The 17,679-nt window shown below is 71.8% G+C and carries 13 protein-coding genes; 5 read left to right on the top strand and 8 right to left on the bottom strand.

The features are described 5' to 3' along the window. Positions 1-9: 9 nt before the first annotated feature. Together QOM21_RS27290 and QOM21_RS27285 are read right to left on the bottom strand one after the other, a co-directional pair. Entirely contained in the window at positions 10-3,096 is a 3,087-nt protein-coding gene (locus QOM21_RS27290) for an endo-alpha-N-acetylgalactosaminidase family protein (RefSeq protein ID WP_407553652.1), read from the bottom strand. Between the two features lie 232 nt (positions 3,097-3,328). After that, on the bottom strand, positions 3,329-4,138 hold the full coding sequence (locus QOM21_RS27285) for a S1 family peptidase (protein ID WP_407553651.1): 810 nt from the start codon (positions 4,136-4,138) through the stop codon (positions 3,329-3,331). A 267-nt stretch (positions 4,139-4,405) separates the two neighbouring features. Here QOM21_RS27285 and QOM21_RS27280 point away from each other — a divergent pair, with 267 nt between their 5' ends. After that, entirely contained in the window at positions 4,406-5,305 is a 900-nt protein-coding gene (locus QOM21_RS27280) for a hypothetical protein (RefSeq protein WP_407553650.1), read from the top strand. Between the two features lie 90 nt (positions 5,306-5,395). On the opposite strand, the gene QOM21_RS27275 is transcribed toward QOM21_RS27280, so the two are convergent. Next, entirely contained in the window at positions 5,396-6,091 is a 696-nt protein-coding gene (locus QOM21_RS27275) for an alpha/beta fold hydrolase (protein ID WP_407553649.1), read from the bottom strand. Between the two features lie 155 nt (positions 6,092-6,246). On the opposite strand from QOM21_RS27275, the gene QOM21_RS27270 reads away from it, so the two are divergent. Continuing rightward, the gene (locus tag QOM21_RS27270) at positions 6,247-7,290 is read left to right on the top strand and encodes a LacI family DNA-binding transcriptional regulator (protein ID WP_407553648.1); all 1,044 of its coding nucleotides are present in this window, start codon (positions 6,247-6,249) and stop codon (positions 7,288-7,290) included. A 91-nt stretch (positions 7,291-7,381) separates the two neighbouring features. On the opposite strand, the gene QOM21_RS27265 is transcribed toward QOM21_RS27270, so the two are convergent. Both QOM21_RS27265 and QOM21_RS27260 read right to left on the bottom strand, forming a co-directional pair. Further along, on the bottom strand, positions 7,382-7,906 hold the full coding sequence (locus tag QOM21_RS27265) for a GNAT family N-acetyltransferase (RefSeq protein WP_407553647.1): 525 nt from the start codon (positions 7,904-7,906) through the stop codon (positions 7,382-7,384). Further along, entirely contained in the window at positions 7,903-8,631 is a 729-nt protein-coding gene (locus QOM21_RS27260) for an MBL fold metallo-hydrolase (protein WP_407553646.1), read from the bottom strand. The genes QOM21_RS27265 and QOM21_RS27260 overlap by 4 nt, the downstream gene beginning before the upstream one ends. 132 nt (positions 8,632-8,763) lie before the next feature. Between QOM21_RS27260 and QOM21_RS27255 the strand changes: the two genes are divergently transcribed. Both QOM21_RS27255 and QOM21_RS27250 read left to right on the top strand, forming a co-directional pair. After that, a complete protein-coding gene (locus QOM21_RS27255) occupies positions 8,764-9,297 on the top strand; it encodes a hypothetical protein (RefSeq protein WP_407553645.1) in 534 nt (177 codons plus the stop codon). A gap of 71 nt (positions 9,298-9,368) precedes the next feature. After that, positions 9,369-9,863 (top strand): PPOX class F420-dependent oxidoreductase, encoded by a 495-nt coding sequence (locus QOM21_RS27250; RefSeq protein WP_407553644.1) that lies wholly within the window; start codon positions 9,369-9,371, stop codon positions 9,861-9,863. A 44-nt stretch (positions 9,864-9,907) separates the two neighbouring features. Here QOM21_RS27250 and QOM21_RS27245 read toward each other — a convergent pair whose 3' ends face one another. Continuing rightward, complete coding sequence (locus QOM21_RS27245) at positions 9,908-10,669, bottom strand: winged helix-turn-helix domain-containing protein (RefSeq protein ID WP_407553643.1); 762 nt, start codon at positions 10,667-10,669, stop codon at positions 9,908-9,910. A gap of 67 nt (positions 10,670-10,736) precedes the next feature. On the opposite strand from QOM21_RS27245, the gene QOM21_RS27240 reads away from it, so the two are divergent. Beyond that, a complete protein-coding gene (locus QOM21_RS27240) occupies positions 10,737-11,306 on the top strand; it encodes a hypothetical protein (protein ID WP_407553642.1) in 570 nt (189 codons plus the stop codon). 115 nt (positions 11,307-11,421) lie between these two features. On the opposite strand, the gene QOM21_RS27235 is transcribed toward QOM21_RS27240, so the two are convergent. Beyond that, the gene (locus QOM21_RS27235; protein ID WP_407553641.1) at positions 11,422-12,882 is read right to left on the bottom strand and encodes a glutamate synthase subunit beta; all 1,461 of its coding nucleotides are present in this window, start codon (positions 12,880-12,882) and stop codon (positions 11,422-11,424) included. After that, complete coding sequence (gene gltB / locus QOM21_RS27230) at positions 12,875-17,485, bottom strand: glutamate synthase large subunit (RefSeq protein ID WP_407553640.1); 4,611 nt, start codon at positions 17,483-17,485, stop codon at positions 12,875-12,877. The genes QOM21_RS27235 and gltB overlap by 8 nt, the downstream gene beginning before the upstream one ends. Positions 17,486-17,679 lie beyond the last annotated feature (194 nt).

Raw genomic sequence — 17,679 nt, 5'->3', positions numbered from 1 at the left:
TTCCGCGCGCTACAGCTCGCGCACCTCGAAGGTGTCCAGCACGAACTCGGCCTTCCCGTCGTCCCCCACCTTGCGCAGCCCCACCCATGCCTCACCGTCGGCCGGGGCGGTGAACTCGTAGGAGTACGTGGTCGGTTGGGTGGCGACCGGCAGCGGGGTGCGGCTCAGCTCGCGGGTCCCCGGCGCGTCGACGGCGGTGACCCAGGCGTACTGGCCGGCCTTCTCGTTCTCGTAGCGGAAGCCGACCTGGTAGCGCCGGCCGGCGGTGAAGCGCACGGTGTGCGGCACGGTCCGGTAGACGAGCCCGGTGTTCTCGCCGCGCGACTTGAGCGACTCGCCGCCGTCGATGACGTCGTCGACCGCCTTGCCGTTCCAGCCGCGCTGGGTGAACGGCGCGTGCCGCTGGGCGAGGTGGGTGCGGGGATCGGTGACCCCTCCGGCGTCACCCTTGACGAAGACTCCCCAGCCCTGCGGGACGTGCTCGAAGTCCTCGTGGACCAGGGTGCCCTTCTTGCCGCTGCGCTCCGCGGGAACGATCCGGACGTTGTCGAACCGGACCCGTGCCGCGCCCGCCGCCGCGGTGAGGGTGAGGGTGACCGGGCCGCCGCCCTCGGGCACCGTGAAGTAGGTGAACAGCCGCTGGAAGCGGGTGCCGGACTTGCGGTCGGCGGCGACGTAGTTGCCCGCGGTGGAGGTCTCGGTCCAGTTGGCCGCGGTGACGCCGTCCGCGGTGCGTACCTGGAGTCCCGCCCGCCGCCGCTCACCCGCCTTCGCGCCGACCTCGACCTGTACCGACGCGGCGTAGCTGCCCGGCTCGGGCCGGGCGAGCTGCTGGCCGACGGTGACGGCGCCGCCCGCGCCGACGACCAGCTCGTAGTCGCCCAGGTCGCTGAGTTCGACCGAGGCCGGGCCGCTGCCGCCGACCTGCCAGCCGTCGAGCGTCCCCGAGTGGAAGCCGGGGTCGTGCAGAGCGGTGCCCTCGCCCCAGCGGGGGTCCTCCTGGGCGGGGGCCTTGGCGCGGAGGACGACGTACGCGGTGCCCGCACGCGCGGTCAGGGTGATCTTTCCGCCGTTGACGGGCACCCGGGTCCCGTCGGCGCGCCCCTGGTCGGTGAGGCGGTAGGCGTAGACCGCGGCGGTGCCGGACCAGCCGCGGGGCAGCGCCCAACCGGTCGTGCCACCCTCGGGGTTGTAGTGGTAGAGCTTGTCCGGGTCGGTGGCGCGGCGCGGCTGCCACGGGAGCAGGTAGGTGCCGCCGTCGTAGACCAGGCGTCCGTCGGTGGTGATCCTGCGGGTGCCGTCCGCGTCGCTGACGGCGGTCCGGGTGGGGCCCTCGAAGGTGATCTCGTGTGCGTCCCAGGTCTTGATCGGGTGGGCCTGGAGGTACTTGGCGGGCAGCGCGTCCGTCCAGATGATCTTGTGGAAGGCGTGCCAGTCGGTCTTGCCGACCCAGCCCTCGAAGTTGCCCATCCGCCCGGCGCCCAGCAGCGTGGGCCACTTGTCGGCGAAGACGTCCTTGTGATGGTTGCGCACGAAGCGGATCAGCCGGGAGTTGATGCCGCGCGAGGTGTCGCCGCCGTAGTCGGGCTCGTTCGCCCAGTGCGACCACAGCGAGGACCGCTCCAGACCGTGCCCCCACTCGGTGGTGACCTGCCAGCCCTGGTCGCGCAGATGGCGTTGCAGCCGGTCGGAGTTCCAGCCCGACTCGCGGAAGACATCGATGTAGAGGGTGTTCAGCGCCGGGTCGGTCTCCTTTCGCAGCTGCGCGAAGCGCCGGGCGATGTCGCCGGAGACCAGGTCGCGCCTGGCGTCGATGCGGTAGGACTGATCGAGCCAGTCCCACTGCTCGTCGTCCTTGTTCACCAGCGTCTCGGAGAAGGCGTGCGCGACCGGGTAGGACTCGGTGGCGTTCACGTGCACCGCGAAGTCGCTGTGCCACTTCTTGCCGGCCCGCACCAGCGCGTTGAGGTCGTCGAGCCCGCCTGCCCGCTTGTTGTAGTTGCCCCCGTAGTCCGGGTGCGCGGAGTCGTGGCCTTCGGACTGGTAGCCCTTGAGCAGGGTGAACTGCCGCAGCCCGTCGGTGGCCAGGGCGATCCGCTTGATGTTGTCGAGGGTGGCGAGGAAGGGGTTGGTGGCCTGGCTGGCGAAGTTGAACGGGATGTGCGGCACGACCCGCAGATGCTGTTCGTCGGCGCCCAGCGGCATCACCATGATGTCGCGCAGGGCGATGGCGGCGTCCTGCCAGTCGGTCCTGCCGTCGCCGTTGCGGTCCCGGGTGACGATCACCGTCGCGTACGGCAGCGGATCGGTGGCGTCCGGCGACTGCCCGGCCGCCCGGTACGTCCACTGGCCGCAGCGCAGCTGCGCCTCGACCCAGCCGTCGCCCCGCACGGTCTGCCGCAGCAGCCGGCCGTTCTCCCAGGTGGTGGCGCCGGCGGGCTTGTCCTGGACGGTGTTGGTCTCGACGGCGGCGGCCAGTTCGTCGGTGGCGACGACCGCGTAGGCGCATCCGGTGGGCGCCGCCTCCACGGGGGTGTCGGCGGTGACCTGGACCAGCGTGTCACCGCTCTTGGACTTGTCGAGGTCGATGCGGGCGGCCAGCAGCGTCGCGCCCGGCTGGTCGCTGCGCACGCTCAGCAGGGCGAGATCGGGGATCTCCAGGGTGCCCACGCGCAGGGCCGCCGTGTCCTTGATACGGGTGACGCGCCAGGTGACCTGCCATCCCTCGACGGCGATCTGCACGGTGATCTCGGTGCCGCCGTCGAAGGTGAGCGTGTAGGTGGCGCGGTCGGCGCCGGCCTGGTGGCGGACGGCGGGGGTGCGGGCGGTGCCGTCGATGAGGACCTGGGTGACGGGTGCCTGCCGGCCGTGCAGGACGGACCCGTTTCCGCGATCGGTGTAGGAGACGATCCGGGGGAAGGCGGTGTCGACGCGTACCTCCAGTGCGTCGGAGCGCAGCACCGCCTGACCGGCCCGGGGCGCGGCCACGGCGGAGTGCGCACCGAGCGGGAGGGCGGTGGCGACCCCGGCGAGCGTGGTGGCGGCGACGACCTTCCGGCGGCTGGGTCCGCGACGGTCACCTGTCTGTTCGTTCACGCGCGCTGTCCTCCTTCGCACCTGCACTGCCTGTCGCCGGACAGCGTGCTGCCCGCGTGGCGCGTGCGCCTATGGACAAAGGAGGGACAGGTGTTGGACTAACGGGCCCGGGACAGGAGGGAGGCACGCGTGCGCGGGGGACGAGGGGCCACGGCGCGGGTGCGGGCGGGACCCCGAGACGGGAAAGGGCCCGGGGAGCGCGTTCCCCGGGCCCTTCCGTCACTGCGTTGGGTCAGCCGCCGAGCTCCCCGGCCGCCTTCTTGATGTCCGCGGCGAAGGTGCTCACCTCGCTGTAGACACCGGGCTTGCCGGGCCGTGCGCAGCCCTCGCCCCAGGAGACGATGCCCACCTGGAGCCACTCGCCGGCCTCGTCCTTGCGGAACATCGGGCCGCCGGAGTCGCCCTGGCAGGTGTCGACGCCGCCGGTGTCGAGCTTCCCGGCGCAGATCTCGTCGCCCGGCGTCAGCGAGTCGCCGTACGCCTTCTCGCAGGTGGCGTCATCGATGAAGGGCACGGTCGCCTTGAGGAGGTAGCGCTGCTGCTCGCCGCCCTCCTTGTCGGCGCCCCAGCCGGCGATCTCGAAGTCGCCGTTGTTGAGCTTGTCGTCCTCGGCGATCTTCAGGGTCGGCAGGTCGAGCGGCTTGTCGAGCTTGATCAGCGCCCAGTCCTTGCCCTTGCCGTTGTAGCCGGGGGCCTGGAGGACCTCGGTGGACTTGGCGGTGACCGCGGCGGAGTCCTCCAGGTCGACCACGCCCGCGGTCGCGGTGATGGAGGTGTTCGGGCCGCTGCCGTCGACGCAGTGCGCCGCCGTCAGCACGACGTCCTTGGCGTAGAGAGCACCGCCACAGCCCATCGAGAGCCGGACCATGAAGGGGAATTCGCCCTGCTCGGCCTTGGTGCCGCCGACGACCTTGGTGTCAACGGTGCCGGTCGGGTCGGGCGCGGGGCCGGCGAAGGCGGAGCCGGGCTGGAGGCTGAAGGCGGCCAGGGCGATCGCACCGACTGCGGTGGTTCTCGTGAGGTGCTTCAGGTAGCTGCGCAACGGGCTTCCTTTCGTGGGGGGTTGCACGTCTGTGACGAGCCCATGCCAACCACCGGAGCCGGACGTGGCCGCCGCAGGAAGTGCGTGGAAGACGGCAGCACGCCGCGAGGCGTCCGAACCCAGTGGGGGATGAGTCCGTAAAGCGCACTGTTGATTATGTGTAGTGGTCGTTCGGGGTGACAAGAGGACGCATCCGGCCAACTCCCGTACCCATGGCGTCCCGTACGCCTCATACCGGTCGATCCCGGTCAGTCGTACAGTGGCCCGGTGGCAACGGGCGGCAAGGACATCGAGCACGGCTTTCCCCATATCGAGACGGTGCGCGCGGCCGTCACGGCCCTCTACCGGCGCCTGAGTCATGACACGGTGAGCACCTACGCGACCAGCGTGCCGCCCGTCGACGTCGCCTTCGGCGACAGCGAGGACCTCTACCTGGGAGCGCAGCGGATCGCCCGGGTCATGGTGGGGCATCTGCGGCTGCCGGAAGCCCGGGTGGTCGTCGGCTTCCGCGAGATGGAACACGCCGCGAACGTCGAACTGACCGCGGGCCCGGAGTACTTCATCGAACTCAACGAGCGCTTCAAGACCCACCGCAAGGACATCGGCGCGGCCCTGGCCCACGAAGTGGCCCACGTCTGGCTGCACCGCCTGGACCTGTCCTTCCCGGGCACCCGCGACAACGAGATCCTCACGGACACCGCCACCACCTATCTCGGCGCGGGCTGGCTGCTGCTGGACGCCTACCGCGAGCACGGCCCGTTCTCGCAGAAGCTCGGGTATCTGACGCCGGAGGAGTTCGGCTACGTGCTGGCCCAGCGCGCGCAGGTCTTCGACGAGGACCCGGCGCCGTGGTTCACCAGCCCACAGGCGTACGACGCGTATGCGGCGGGGCAGGCACGGGCCCGGCGGGAGGCCCGCCGGCCACCGCTGGCCGCCGCCGGCTGGGCCGCGCGGCACCGCTACGGCAAGGACCGCCGCGCGGCCCGGACGCCGGGGCCCGGCGCCCCGGCGCAGGCCACGGGCGACGGGTACGCCTTCGAAGGGCCGGGGCCGCAGCGGGTGTCGTTCCCGTGCCCCACCTGCCACCAGCGCATCCGCGTACCGGTCCGCGGCCGTATGCAGGCGCGTTGCGGCCTGTGCAAGACCCTGCTGGACTGCGACACCTGACCGGACAGCGCGACGCGCTCACGGCCAACCAGCCCTGGAATGACGACAGTTGGCGAGAAATCCCCGATACCGCCGCGCCCGCCCCGCGTCCTATACCCAGCCGGCGAGCCCCGCCATGAAGGCATCGAAGTCATCGCGGTGAATGGTGTGCCCGGCGCCGATAACCGTGCGGACCGCGAAGCCGCGGTCCGTCAGCCGGTCCGCCGCCGGCTCGGTGAAGAGGAACCCCTCCCCCGCGATCTGCACCAGGGACGGCACGACCGGCCGCGCGGGCGTACGGTCCTCCAGACGGGTGCCGGACAGTGCGAGGGCGGTACCGGAGTCCCAGGCCGCCACCGTCTCCAGCTCGATGTCGACATCGGCGTCCTCCCAGCGCGGGTTGAACTGCCGCACCATCGCGCGGGAGGCACTCTTGAAGGACACGAACAGGGCCGGGTCCACCACCTGCCCCGACGCACCGAGGGACCATGCCGGGTCGCTGTAGACCGCCCGCCGCGGCCGCAGCCGCTCCGCGGCCAGCGACAGCGCCAGACCGCCCAGTGAGTGGCCGAGCGCCACCTCCACCCCGGACGGCAGGGTGTCGACCAGGTCGTCGGCGAACAGCTCCGGGGCGTAGTCGCCACGGGGGCTGCGGCCGTGACCGCGCAGGTCGACGCCGATGACGCGGTAGCCGCGTTCGGCCAGCGCCGGGCCGACCCGCCGCCAGGTGCGGTGATCGGACATGATCCCGTGGACCAGCACCGCGATCCGGTCGCCCGTGCCCCATTCATGGGTGTGCAGCTGCATGCCCGTACCTCTCTCCCGTCGCCGGCCCCCGGCCGCCCCACGCCCCGGCTCCGCACCGGGGAACGCCGGAAGATTACACGTGTCACTACCCGACGCCCAGAGGCCGCGTCACCCGCCGTCCACCGCACAAACCCTTGTGCGAGGATGCCCAGCACATGACTGACGCAGCCGGCCCACGGGCCACCTCAACACCCCCGACCAGCGCGGCCGTTGCCCGGCGCGCCGGGGTCTCCCGCGCGACCGTCTCCTACGTCCTGAACGGGCAGGCCGCCGGACGCGTCAGCGCCCGCACCCAGGAGCGGGTCCGGGCCGCCGCCGAGGAGCTGGGGTACGTACCGCACGCCGCCGCACGCAGTCTGCGCGCCGGCCGGGGCAGTCTCGTGCTGATGGCCGCTCCCGCCGACACCGCCCCCGCCTTCGGCCCGCTCTTCACCGCGTTCCTCGCCGGTTTCCAGACCGCGCTGCTCCGCCTCGGCTACACCGGCGTCCTGCACGGCGCGCCCGCCGCCTGCCCGGAGGCGGCCGCGCGCGCCTGGGCGGAACTCCGGCCCGCGGCGGTGCTGACCCTGCACGATCCGCCGCTGGACGCCGGCGCCGTCGCGCTCCTCAAGCGCTCGGGCACGGCCGCCGTGCTCACCCACGGCCCGCCGGTCACCCCGGGCGCCCACACCCTGGTCCTGGACCAGCGGGAAGCCGGGATGCGGGCCGGTGAGCACCTGCTGGCCCGCGGCCGGCGCCGGATAGGCGTCATCGAGCCGGCCGAACCCGGGCTTGCGGCCTTCGCCGCACCGCGCCTGGCGGGCGTCCGGGCCGCGGCCGCCCGGCACCCCGGCACCGAGGTCCGGCCGCTCGGCCTGGCGCTCACCGAGGAGTCCGCCGCGCGGCTCGCCGCCGCCTGGCCCGACCTCGGTCTGGACTCGGTGTTCGCCTACAACGACGAGTACGCGATGCTGCTGATGCGGGCCCTCCAGGACGCCGGGCACACCATCGGCGCCGCCGCCCCCTCGATCGCGGTGGTCGGCGCCGACGACCTGCTGCTCGGCCGGCTGCTGCGGCCGCGGCTGACCACCGTGCGGGCCGATATCACCCCGCCGGACCGGATCGCCGAGCTGGTCGACACCCTGATTCGCGAGCCCGGCACCGAACCGGCCCCGCACCGCCTGGGCACCTTCCACATCGAGGCGCGCGAGTCCGGCTGACCCGGCCGTGCGACGAGCGGTCCGGTGGCTCGCCGCACGACGCTCACCTGTCGGCCGCTCCACCGACCGCACAGCCACCCAAAGTTCCCCGTCACAGCCTCTTGCGCATCCGGACGCACATCGCCTCGTGCCGTCGCACCGAGCCGTCCGGCCCCTGCTCGTCCCACGCCTCGGCCTCCTGCCCGTACGCGACGTAACCGAGCCGCTCGTACAGGGCGCGGGCCCGCGGGTTGTCGTCCTCCACGGCCAGTTCGGCGTGGGCCAGGCCCCAGCCGCGGATCCGCGCTTCCGCGCCGGCCATCAGGACGGTGCCGATGCCGCAGGACTGAAGCGCGGGCAGGACCGCGAGCTGCCAGAGGAGGCCGGCGTCCGCACGCGCCCGGTAGTCGACGCCGCCGATCGCCACCGGCAGGCCGGACGGCGGGCAGACCGCGAGGTAGTCCACCTCGCCCTGCCGCGCGCGCTCCAACTCCCCTGCCACGGACCTCAGATGGAGTGGCGATCCGGACCAGCCGCACGCCGGGAGGTCGGCGGGCAGCAGGTCGCGCACGGTCAACTGCAGCGTCACGGCCGGGGAGCCCGGCCCCGGTGCGGGCACGTCGGCGCTCGCCTTCACAGCCAGTCCTCCTCGGGGGAGGCCGCGGCCAGCACCTTCCGCGCCCCCGTCAGGATCGGCTCGCCGTGCGGCACGCAGACCGTGTCGACGTCCTCGAGAGCTGCCAGCCGACGGAAGGACGCGACGGCCCTGGCGCGGTCAACGTTGAACGGGCCGAGCACCGCGCGTCCGCCCACGTTGCCGATGATGTCGCCGGGGAAGAGCACTCTGCTTCCGGGCAGATGCAGGGCGATACCGCCCGGCGTGTGGCCCGGCACGTGCAGCACACGGACCGGCTCCGGCCAGCCGTCCAGGGTGTCGCCGTCGCGCAGCTCGACATCGACACCGACGTGGCGAAGCGGCGGGAGCCCTGCGGCGGCGAAGCCCTCCATGATCTGCTCGTGCAGCTCACGCTCGGCGGGGGTGGGCTCCGCCTGCGGCTCGGGGGCGGTGCCGCGGATGACCGGGGCGTCCGCGGCACCCGCCAGCACCCGGGCACCGGTGGCCTCGACCAGGTCGGCGGCCGAGCCCATGTGATCGATGTGGGAGTGGGTCAGCACGATCTGCCGCAGATCGTGGGGCCGGGCGCCCAGGCGGGCCAGCGCGTCGAGGATGGCGGGGGCCGAGCCGGGGACGGGCGTGTCGACGGCCGCGTACCCGCCGGCGGGCAGCGCGACGACGTGGACATGCCCGACGGCGAACGGCAGCTGCCAGACATGGGGCGCGACCTGGGTGAGGGAGTCCATGGAGCGGACGCCAGCGGCGCGGCGCCCGGCCGCGCCGCCGGTTTCGCCCGGGGCGGATCGAGCGGACGGCCAAGGTCATCGGAACCCGACACGGGCCGGCCACGTCCCACCGGTGACCCAAGGAGGCAAGTCATGCGAGGACCCACCGCACAGCAGACGCCCGTCGAGGCCGGTACCGCCGCCCCCTCCCGCGTCCGCTCCCCGTTCCGTCCGTTCGCCGTCGTGCTCGCGATGGCGGCCGCCGGCACGCTCGCGCTGTCCGGCTGCGGCGGCGACACCCAGAAGGTGGGCACGGCGCCCCCGAAGAAGCAGGATCCGTTCGAGAAGCGGGCGGAACAGATAGAGCAGGACTGGCCCAAGGTCTCCGCCGTCCCCGGCCGGCACGACACCATGCTGCCGCTGGCGGGCGCGGACCGCCCCAAGGACACCGGCGTACGGGAGATCACGGTGACCGTCGGCCACGGTGGGTGCGATGCGCGCTACGGCGTGCACACCCACGAGTCGAAGGGCTTCGTGGTCATCTCCGGCTGGGGCAAGCCCAAGAACCCGAAGGGGATGTGCACCGCGCAGCTCGCCACCGACAAGGTGAAGGTGCGGCTGAAGAGCGCGCTGGACGACCGCAAGGTCGTGGACGCCGCCACCGGCAAGCAGCTCCTCACGGGCTGACCCGCGGCGACTCCCCCGCACGCCGAGCCCGGCGCCGCGTTGGAGTGCGCTGCACGCCCTAGGCTTGCCCCATGAGCCCTTCCATCGCCGCCAACACCCGCGTCGAGCTGCCCGAGCTGCTGGAGTTCGTCCGGCCCCGCCACCGCGCGATCCTGCTCACCCGCCGTTCCGACGGGACCCCGCAGGGCTCGCCGCTGACCTGCGGGGTGGACGACTCCGGGCGGCTGGTGATGTCGACGTACCCGGAGCGGGCCAAGGTCCGCAACGCCCGCCGTGTCTCGTCGGTCAGCGTCATCGTGCTGTCCGACGAGTGGAACGGGCCGTGGGTGCAGATCGACGGTGAGGCCGAGGTGATCGACACCCCGGAGTCGGTGGAACCGCTGGTCGAGTACTTCCGCACCATCTCCGGCGAGCATCCGGACTGGGACGAGTACCGCGCGGCGATGCGCAAGCAGGGCAAGTCACTGATCCGCGTCACCCCGCTGCGCTGGGGCCCGATCGCCACCGGCGGCTTCCCCGCCCGCCTCGTCGAGGGCGAGCAGGACGGTGGCGACGGCCCGCGCTAGCGACCTCGTTTCCCGGGGACGGATCTCCGGAGCGCTCGTCCTGGTCAGGCGCGGGGCGCGAGCAGGGCGGTGGACTGCGACAACACGTCCTCGTCCAGGTCCAGATGCTTGCGGAACGCCTGCTGCCCGGCCTCGGTGACGGTGAGGATGCGGGTGGCGGGGGTCTTGACGATCCACTCCTGCTCCAGGGCGTGCCGGCACAGTGCCGCGCCGACCGCGCCGGAGAGGTGGTGTCTGCGCACGGTCCAGTCCAGGCAGGTGCGCACATGGGCCCGATGGGCTTCCGACGGCCCGGCGTCGGGAATCCCGAGGCCGGCCAGCCAGTCGGCGCCGGCGCAGGTCAGCACGAGCCCGTGGTCGCGGGCCAGCAGGGCGCGTTCGGTCATCGCCTCGGCGATCGCGACACCGAGGGCGCCGGCGATGTGGTCGTAGCAGATCCTCGCGTGGTGCAGCGCTCTGCGCTGGTTGGCCTCGGCGAGGGACCGGATCGGGACCGGGCGGTAGGGCGCCAGCCCCGCGAGGTTCTCCAGGGCTTCCGCGGTGCCGGGCCCCGCCAGCCGGACGAAGCGGCGCCGCCCGCGCCGCTCCTCGGCCAGCAGCCCCCCGGCGACCAGGAGGTTGAGGTGCTCGGTGGTCGTGGAGGGCGCCACCGCGGCGTACTCGGCCAGCTCTCCCGCGGACCAGGCGCCGCCGTCCAGCAGGGCCATGCAGATGGCGGCCCGGGTCCGGTCCGCGAGCAGCGCGGCGAGGGCGGCCAGGTCGGGGGTTTCCGCGATGCTTTCGTGCTCGGCATCCCATTGACTCATGTGCAGAGAGTAATCGGTCGGAACACTTCGGTGAGCACCGAATCGTCCTGCTTCTATCCTCATGGGCATGAAAGGCGTGCTGGAGAAGAGCAGTTCGGTGGCGTCGGCAGTGCTGTCCACGGAGAACGACGACGGGACTTTCGCGCTGGCCGCACTGCGTATCCGCTGGGAACTCGGCCCGGTGGTGAGCGCATGGCTGCCCGCCCGCGGCCGCACCGCGCGCAATCTCGCGGTACGCCCGGACGTGGTCTTCAATCTGCCACCGGACGGCGAGGCCGAGGAGGGCGCGGGCGGCGGCCCGTGCGGGGCGGAGGTCCCGCTGACGGAACCGTCCGAGATGGTCCGGCCGCCCCGACTGGCGCACTGCCCGGTGCAGTTGGAAGCGCGCCGGTCCGACGAACGGACGGCGGCCGACGGCGCGTGGACGCTGATCGAGGCGCAGGTGCTGCGGGTGCACGCCGATGCGCGGTGGGTGCTGCCGCTGGGTGAGCGCGGCATCGAACTGTCGGTGTGGTGCCCGCCGGTGCACGACTTCCGGCCGCCGGGCACTCCCCCGCCGCGGGCCGTACCGGCTCCCGCGCAGGAGCTGGCGCGGGAGTTGGGCAGGCGCTTCCCCGGCCAGCGCAACGGTTCGTAGCACCCCTGAGGCACACCCGGCCCGGAAAAGGTCGCGGCGCCTGTCCTCCGGTCGGGGGGAGGAGACAGGCGCCGCGGTTGTTCCGTACGACGTTGTACGGGACATCTGGGGACGGCTACACGGTCAACGCGCGGTCCGTCGGCTTGATGGGAGCCGGCAGGGCGCTGGCTCCGGTGAGGAAGCGGTCCACGCCCTTGGCCGCGGAGCGGCCCTCGGCGATGGCCCACACGATCAGCGACTGGCCGCGGCCTGCGTCACCGGCGACGTACACGCCGGGGACGTTGGTGGCGTAGTCCTGGTCGCGGCCGATGTTGCCGCGGGCGTCCAGCTCCAGACCGAACTGGGAGACCAGTCCGTTCTCCTGGTCGGTGCCGGTGAAGCCCATCGCGAGGGTGACCAGCTGGGCCGGGATCTTCCGCTCGGTGCCCGGCTTCGGCTCCGGCTTGCCGTCCTTGAACTCCACCTCGGTCAGGTGCAGGTACTGGACGTTGCCGTCCTCGTCGCCCTCGAAGTGGGTGGTCGAGACGGAGTAGAGCCGCTCGCCGCCCTCCTCGTGCGCGGAGGTGACCTTGTAGAGCATGGGGAAGGTCGGCCAGGGCTGGTTCGGGTTCCGCTCGTCGCCCGGCTTGCCCATGATCTCCAGCTGGGTCACGGAGGCCGCGCCCTGGCGGTGGGCGGTGCCCACGCAGTCCGCGCCGGTGTCGCCGCCGCCGATGACGACGACGTGCTTGCCCTCGGCGCTGATCGGGGCGACGGTCAGGTCACCCTCCTGCACCTTGTTGGCGAGCGGCAGGTACTCCATGGCGAAGTGGATGCCGTTCAGCTCGCGGCCGGGCACCGGCAGGTCGCGGGAGGTCGTGGCACCGGCGGCGATGACGACGGCGTCGTAGCGCTTGCGCAGCTTCTTCGCGTCGATGTCGCGGCCGATCTCCACCTCCGTGCGGAACTTGGTGCCCTCCGCGCGCATCTGCTCGATGCGGCGGTTGATGTGGCGCTTTTCCATCTTGAACTCGGGGATGCCGTAGCGCAGCAGTCCACCGATCCGGTCCGCGCGCTCGTAGACGGCGACGGTGTGGCCGGCCCGGGTCAGCTGCTGGGCGGCGGCGAGACCCGCCGGGCCCGAGCCGATGACGGCGACGGTCTTGCCGGACAGCCGCTCGGGCGGCTGCGGGGTGACATCGCCGTTGTCCCACGCCTTGTCGATGATGGAGACCTCGACGTTCTTGATGGTCACCGGCGGCTGGTTGATGCCCAGCACACAGGCGGCCTCACAGGGCGCGGGGCACAGGCGACCGGTGAACTCCGGGAAGTTGTTGGTCGCGTGCAGCCGCTCGCTGGCCTCGGTCCAGTCCTCGCGGTAGGCGTAGTCGTTCCACTCGGGGATGAGGTTCCCGAGCGGGCAGCCGTTGTGGCAGAACGGGATACCGCAGTCCATGCAGCGCGACGCCTGCTTGCTGATGATCGGCAGCAGGGAGCCGGGCTGGTAGACCTCGTTCCAGTCCTTGACGCGCTCGTCGACGGGGCGGGTCTTGGCGACCTCGCGGTCGGTGTTCAGGAAGCCCTTGGGGTCAGCCATTGGTCGCCGCCTCCATCATCTTCTCGTGGGTCTCGGACTCGGAGAGTCCGGCCTGCTCAGCGGCGTCCTTGGCGACGAGCACTGCCTGGTAGGTGGGCGGGATGACCTTGCTGAAGCGCGCGGCCGCGGCATCCCAGTCGGCGAGGAGCTTCTCGGCCACGGTGGAGCCGGTCTCCTCCTGGTGGCGGCGCACGACGGCGTGCAGCCACTGCTTGTCGGTGTCGTCCAGCGCGTGGACGGCGTCGACGAGCTCCTTGTTCACATTGGCCCGGTCGAGGTCGATGACGTAGGCGAAACCACCGGACATACCGGCGGCGAAGTTACGTCCCGTCTCGCCGAGGACGACCGCGTTTCCGCCGGTCATGTACTCGCAGCCGTGGTCGCCCACGCCCTCGGAGACCACCGTGGCGCCGGAGTTGCGGACGCAGAACCGCTCGCCGACCCGGCCGCGGAGGTACAGCTCGCCGCCGGTCGCGCCGTAGGCGAGGGTGTTGCCCGCGATGGTGGAGTACTCGGCGAGGTGGTCGGCGCCGCGGTCCGGGCGGACGACGACCCGGCCGCCGGAGAGGCCCTTGCCGACGTAGTCGTTCGCGTCGCCCTCCAGGCGCAGCGTGACACCGCGCGGCAGGAAGGCGCCGAAGGACTGGCCGGCCGAGCCGGTGAAGGTGATGTCGATGGTGTCGTCGGGGAGACCGGCACCGCCGAACTTCTTCGTGACCTCGTGGCCGAGCATGGTGCCGACCGTCCGGTTGATGTTCCGGATCGCGATCTGGGCCCGCACGGGCTGCGCGGCCTCCGCGGTGTCCGCGGACAGGGCGTCGGCGGCGAGCTTGATCAGCTCGTTGTCGAGCGCCTTCTCCAGGCCGTGGTCCTGCACGGTGACCTGGTGGCGGACGGCGCCCTCGGTCAGCTCGGGGACGTGCAGCAGCGGGGCCAGGTCCAGGCCCTGCGCCTTCCAGTGGTCCACGGCCTGCGAGGTGTTGAGGATCTCGGCGTGGCCGATGGCCTCGTCGAGGGTGCGGAAGCCCAGCTCGGCGAGCAGCTCGCGGACCTCTTCGGCGATGAACTGGAAGAAGTTGACGATGTACTCGGCCTTGCCGCTGAACCGCTCGCGCAGCGTCGGGTTCTGGGTGGCGATACCGACCGGGCAGGTGTCCAGGTGGCACACGCGCATCATGACGCAGCCGGAGACGACCAGCGGTGCGGTCGCGAAACCGAACTCCTCGGCGCCCAGCAGGGCGGCGATGACGACGTCACGGCCGGTCTTGAGCTGACCGTCGGTCTGCACGACGATGCGGTCGCGCAGGCCGTTGAGCAGCAGCGTCTGCTGGGTCTCGGCGAGGCCCAGCTCCCAGGGGCCACCCGCGTGCTTGAGGGAGGTCAGCGGGGAGGCGCCCGTACCGCCGTCGTGGCCGGAGATGAGGACCACGTCCGCGTGCGCCTTGGAGACACCCGCGGCGACGGTGCCGACACCGACCTCGGAGACCAGCTTGACGTGAATACGCGCCCGGGGGTTGGCGTTCTTCAGGTCGTGGATCAGCTGGGCGAGGTCCTCGATGGAGTAGATGTCGTGGTGCGGGGGCGGCGAGATCAGGCCGACGCCCGGAGTGGAGTGCCGGGTCTTGGCGACCCAGGGGTAGACCTTGTGGCCGGGCAGCTGGCCGCCCTCGCCGGGCTTGGCGCCCTGCGCCATCTTGATCTGGATGTCGTCGGAGTTGACGAGGTACTCCGACGTCACGCCGAAGCGGCCGGAGGCGACCTGCTTGATCGAGGAGCGGCGCGCCGGGTCGTAGAGGCGGTCCGGGTCCTCGCCGCCCTCACCGGTGTTGGACTTGCCGCCCAACTGGTTCATGGCGATGGCGAGGGTCTCGTGCGCCTCCTGCGAGATGGAGCCGTACGACATGGCGCCGGTCGAGAAGCGCTTGACGATGTCGGCGGCCGACTCGACCTCCTCGATCGGGATCGAGGGCCGGTCGGAGTTGAAGGAGAACAGGCCGCGCAGCGTCATCAGCCGCTCGGACTGCTCGTTCACCCGCTCGGTGTACTGCTTGAAGATGTCGTAGCGGCGCGAGCGCGTGGAGTGCTGCAGCCGGAAGACGGTGTCCGGGTCGAACAGGTGCGGCTCGCCCTCGCGGCGCCACTGGTACTCGCCGCCGATGTCCAGCGCACGGTGCGTGGCGGCGATGCCGGAGGCCGGGTATGCCTTGGCGTGCCTGGCCGCGACCTCCTTGGCGATGATGTCGAGACCGGCGCCGCCGATCTTGGTGGCGGTGCCGTGGAAGTACTCGGCGACGAAGTCCTCGTCCAGGCCGACGGCCTCGAAGACCTGCGCGCCGCGGTAGGAGGCGACGGTCGAGATGCCCATCTTCGACATGACCTTCAGGACGCCCTTGCCGAGCGCCTTGATGAGGTTCTTGATGGCGGTCTCGGCCTCGACGCCGGGCAGGAAGGTGCCCGCGCGGACGAGGTCCTCGACGGACTCCATCGCGAGGTAGGGGTTGACGGCCGCGGCACCGAAGCCGATGAGCAGCGCGACGTGGTGCACCTCGCGCACATCGCCGGCCTCGACGAGCAGCCCGACCTGGGTGCGCTCCTTGGTGCCGATGAGGTGGTGGTGCACCGCGGCGGTGAGCAGCAGCGACGGGATCGGCGCGTGCTCGGCGTCCGAGTGGCGGTCGGAGAGCACGATCAGCCGGGCGCCGTCGTCGATGGCGGCGTCCGCCTCGGCGCAGATCTCCTTGATCCGGGCGGCCAGCGACTCGCCGCCGCCGGAGACCCGGTAGAGGCCGGAGAGCGTCACGGCCTTCATGCCGGGCATGTCGCCGTCGGCGTTGATGTGCACGAGCTTGGCCAGCTCGTCGTTGTCGATGACCGGGAAGGGCAGGGTCACGCTGCGACAGGACGCCTCGGTGGGCTCCAGGACGTTGCCCTGGGGGCCGAGCGAGGAGATCAGCGAGGTGACGAGCTCCTCGCGGATGGCGTCCAGCGGCGGGTTGGTGACCTGCGCGAAGAGCTGGGTGAAGTAGTCGAACAGCAGCCGGGGGCGGTCCGAGAGCGCCGCGATCGGCGAGTCGGTGCCCATCGAGCCGATCGGCTCGGCGCCGGCCTTGGCCATCGGCGCGAGGATGACGCGCAGCTCTTCCTCGGTGTAGCCGAAGGTCTGCTGACGGCGGGTGACCGAGGCGTGGGTGTGCACGATGTGCTCACGCTCGGGCAGGTCCGCGAGGTCGATCAGGCCGGCTTCCAGCCAGTCCTCGTAGGGGTGCTCGGCGGCGAGCTGCCCCTTGATCTCGTCGTCCTCGATGATGCGGTGCTCGGCGGTGTCGACGAGGAACATCCGGCCGGGCTGCAGGCGGCCCTTGCGGACGACCTTGGCCGGGTCGATGTCCAGGACGCCGACCTCGGAGGACAGCACGACGAGGCCGTCGTCGGTGACCCAGTAGCGGCCGGGGCGCAACCCGTTGCGGTCGAGGACCGCGCCGACCTGGGTGCCGTCGGTGAAGGTGACACAGGCCGGGCCGTCCCAGGGCTCCATCATCGTGGAGTGGTACTGGTAGAAGGCGCGCCGGGCCGGGTCCATGGAGGGGGAGTTCTCCCACGCCTCGGGGACCATCATCAGCACGGAGTGCGGCAGCGAGCGGCCGCCGAGGTGGAGCAGCTCCAGGACCTCGTCGAAGGAGGCGGAGTCGGAGGCGTCCGGGGTGCAGACCGGGAAGATCCGCGCAAGGTCCTTGTCGGCCCCGTTGCCGAAGAGCTTCGAGGCGAGCTGCGACTCGCGGGCCCGCATCCAGTTGCGGTTGCCCTTGACCGTGTTGATCTCGCCGTTGTGCGCGACGAAGCGGTACGGGTGGGCCAGCGGCCAGCTCGGGAAGGTGTTGGTGGAGAACCGCGAGTGGACCAGCGCGATGGCGGTGGCGAAGCGGCGGTCGGAGAGGTCCGGGAAGAACGGCTCCAGCTGGCCGGTGGTCAGCATGCCCTTGTAGACGATGGTCCGGGCGGACAGCGAGGGGAAGTAGACCCCGGCCTCGCGCTCGGCGCGCTTGCGCAGCGCGAACGCCTTGCGGTCCAGGGCCAGCCCGGTGTTCTCACCGTCGGCGACGAAAAGCTGGGAGAAGGCGGGCATGGTGGCGCGGGCGCCGTTGCCGAGCAGCTGCGGGGCCACCGGCACGACACGCCAGCCGAGGACGTTCAGGCCCTCTTCGGTCGCCATCGTCTCGATGCGCGAGACGGCGGCAGCCGCATCCTGGGCATCGGAGGGCAGGAAAGCGATACCGACGGCGTATCCGCCGGCCTCGGGAAGCTCGAAGGTGACGTCCTCGCGAAGAAACGCGTCCGGTACCTGGAGGAGGATGCCGGCACCGTCGCCGGAGTCGGGCTCCGAGCCGGTGGCACCGCGGTGCTCCAGGTTCGTCAGGACGGTGAGCGCCTGCTCGACCAACGCGTGGCTGGCCTCGCCGGTGAGGGTGGCCACAAAGCCGACGCCACAGGCGTCGTGCTCGTTGCGCGGGTCGTACATCCCCTGCTGGGCGGGGCGCCCGTCCATGGGCGACCAGGCGGCGCTGGCGCTGCCGGTGGTCGCGGAGTGCGTGGACGCGGAACGCATCGGCTCTCCCAACGTCGTCGTGGCATAGGCATTGCCGAGGGACGACGTTGGCCCTCCGCGAAATTTCGTGCAGGTTACAGGATGACCCGCTTCTCGAAAAGCGGATAGCGCCTTCCAGCATGCGGACACCGGCGTAGCGGTGGATCAAAGACGTGGACGGACTCTTCGCCATCCCACGAGCGGCGATCGTCGGG

The organism is Streptomyces sp. Pv4-95 (genome assembly GCF_045782725.1).
Lineage (GTDB): Bacteria > Actinomycetota > Actinomycetes > Streptomycetales > Streptomycetaceae > Streptomyces.
This window is presented reverse-complemented; position numbering and strand designations above follow the sequence as displayed.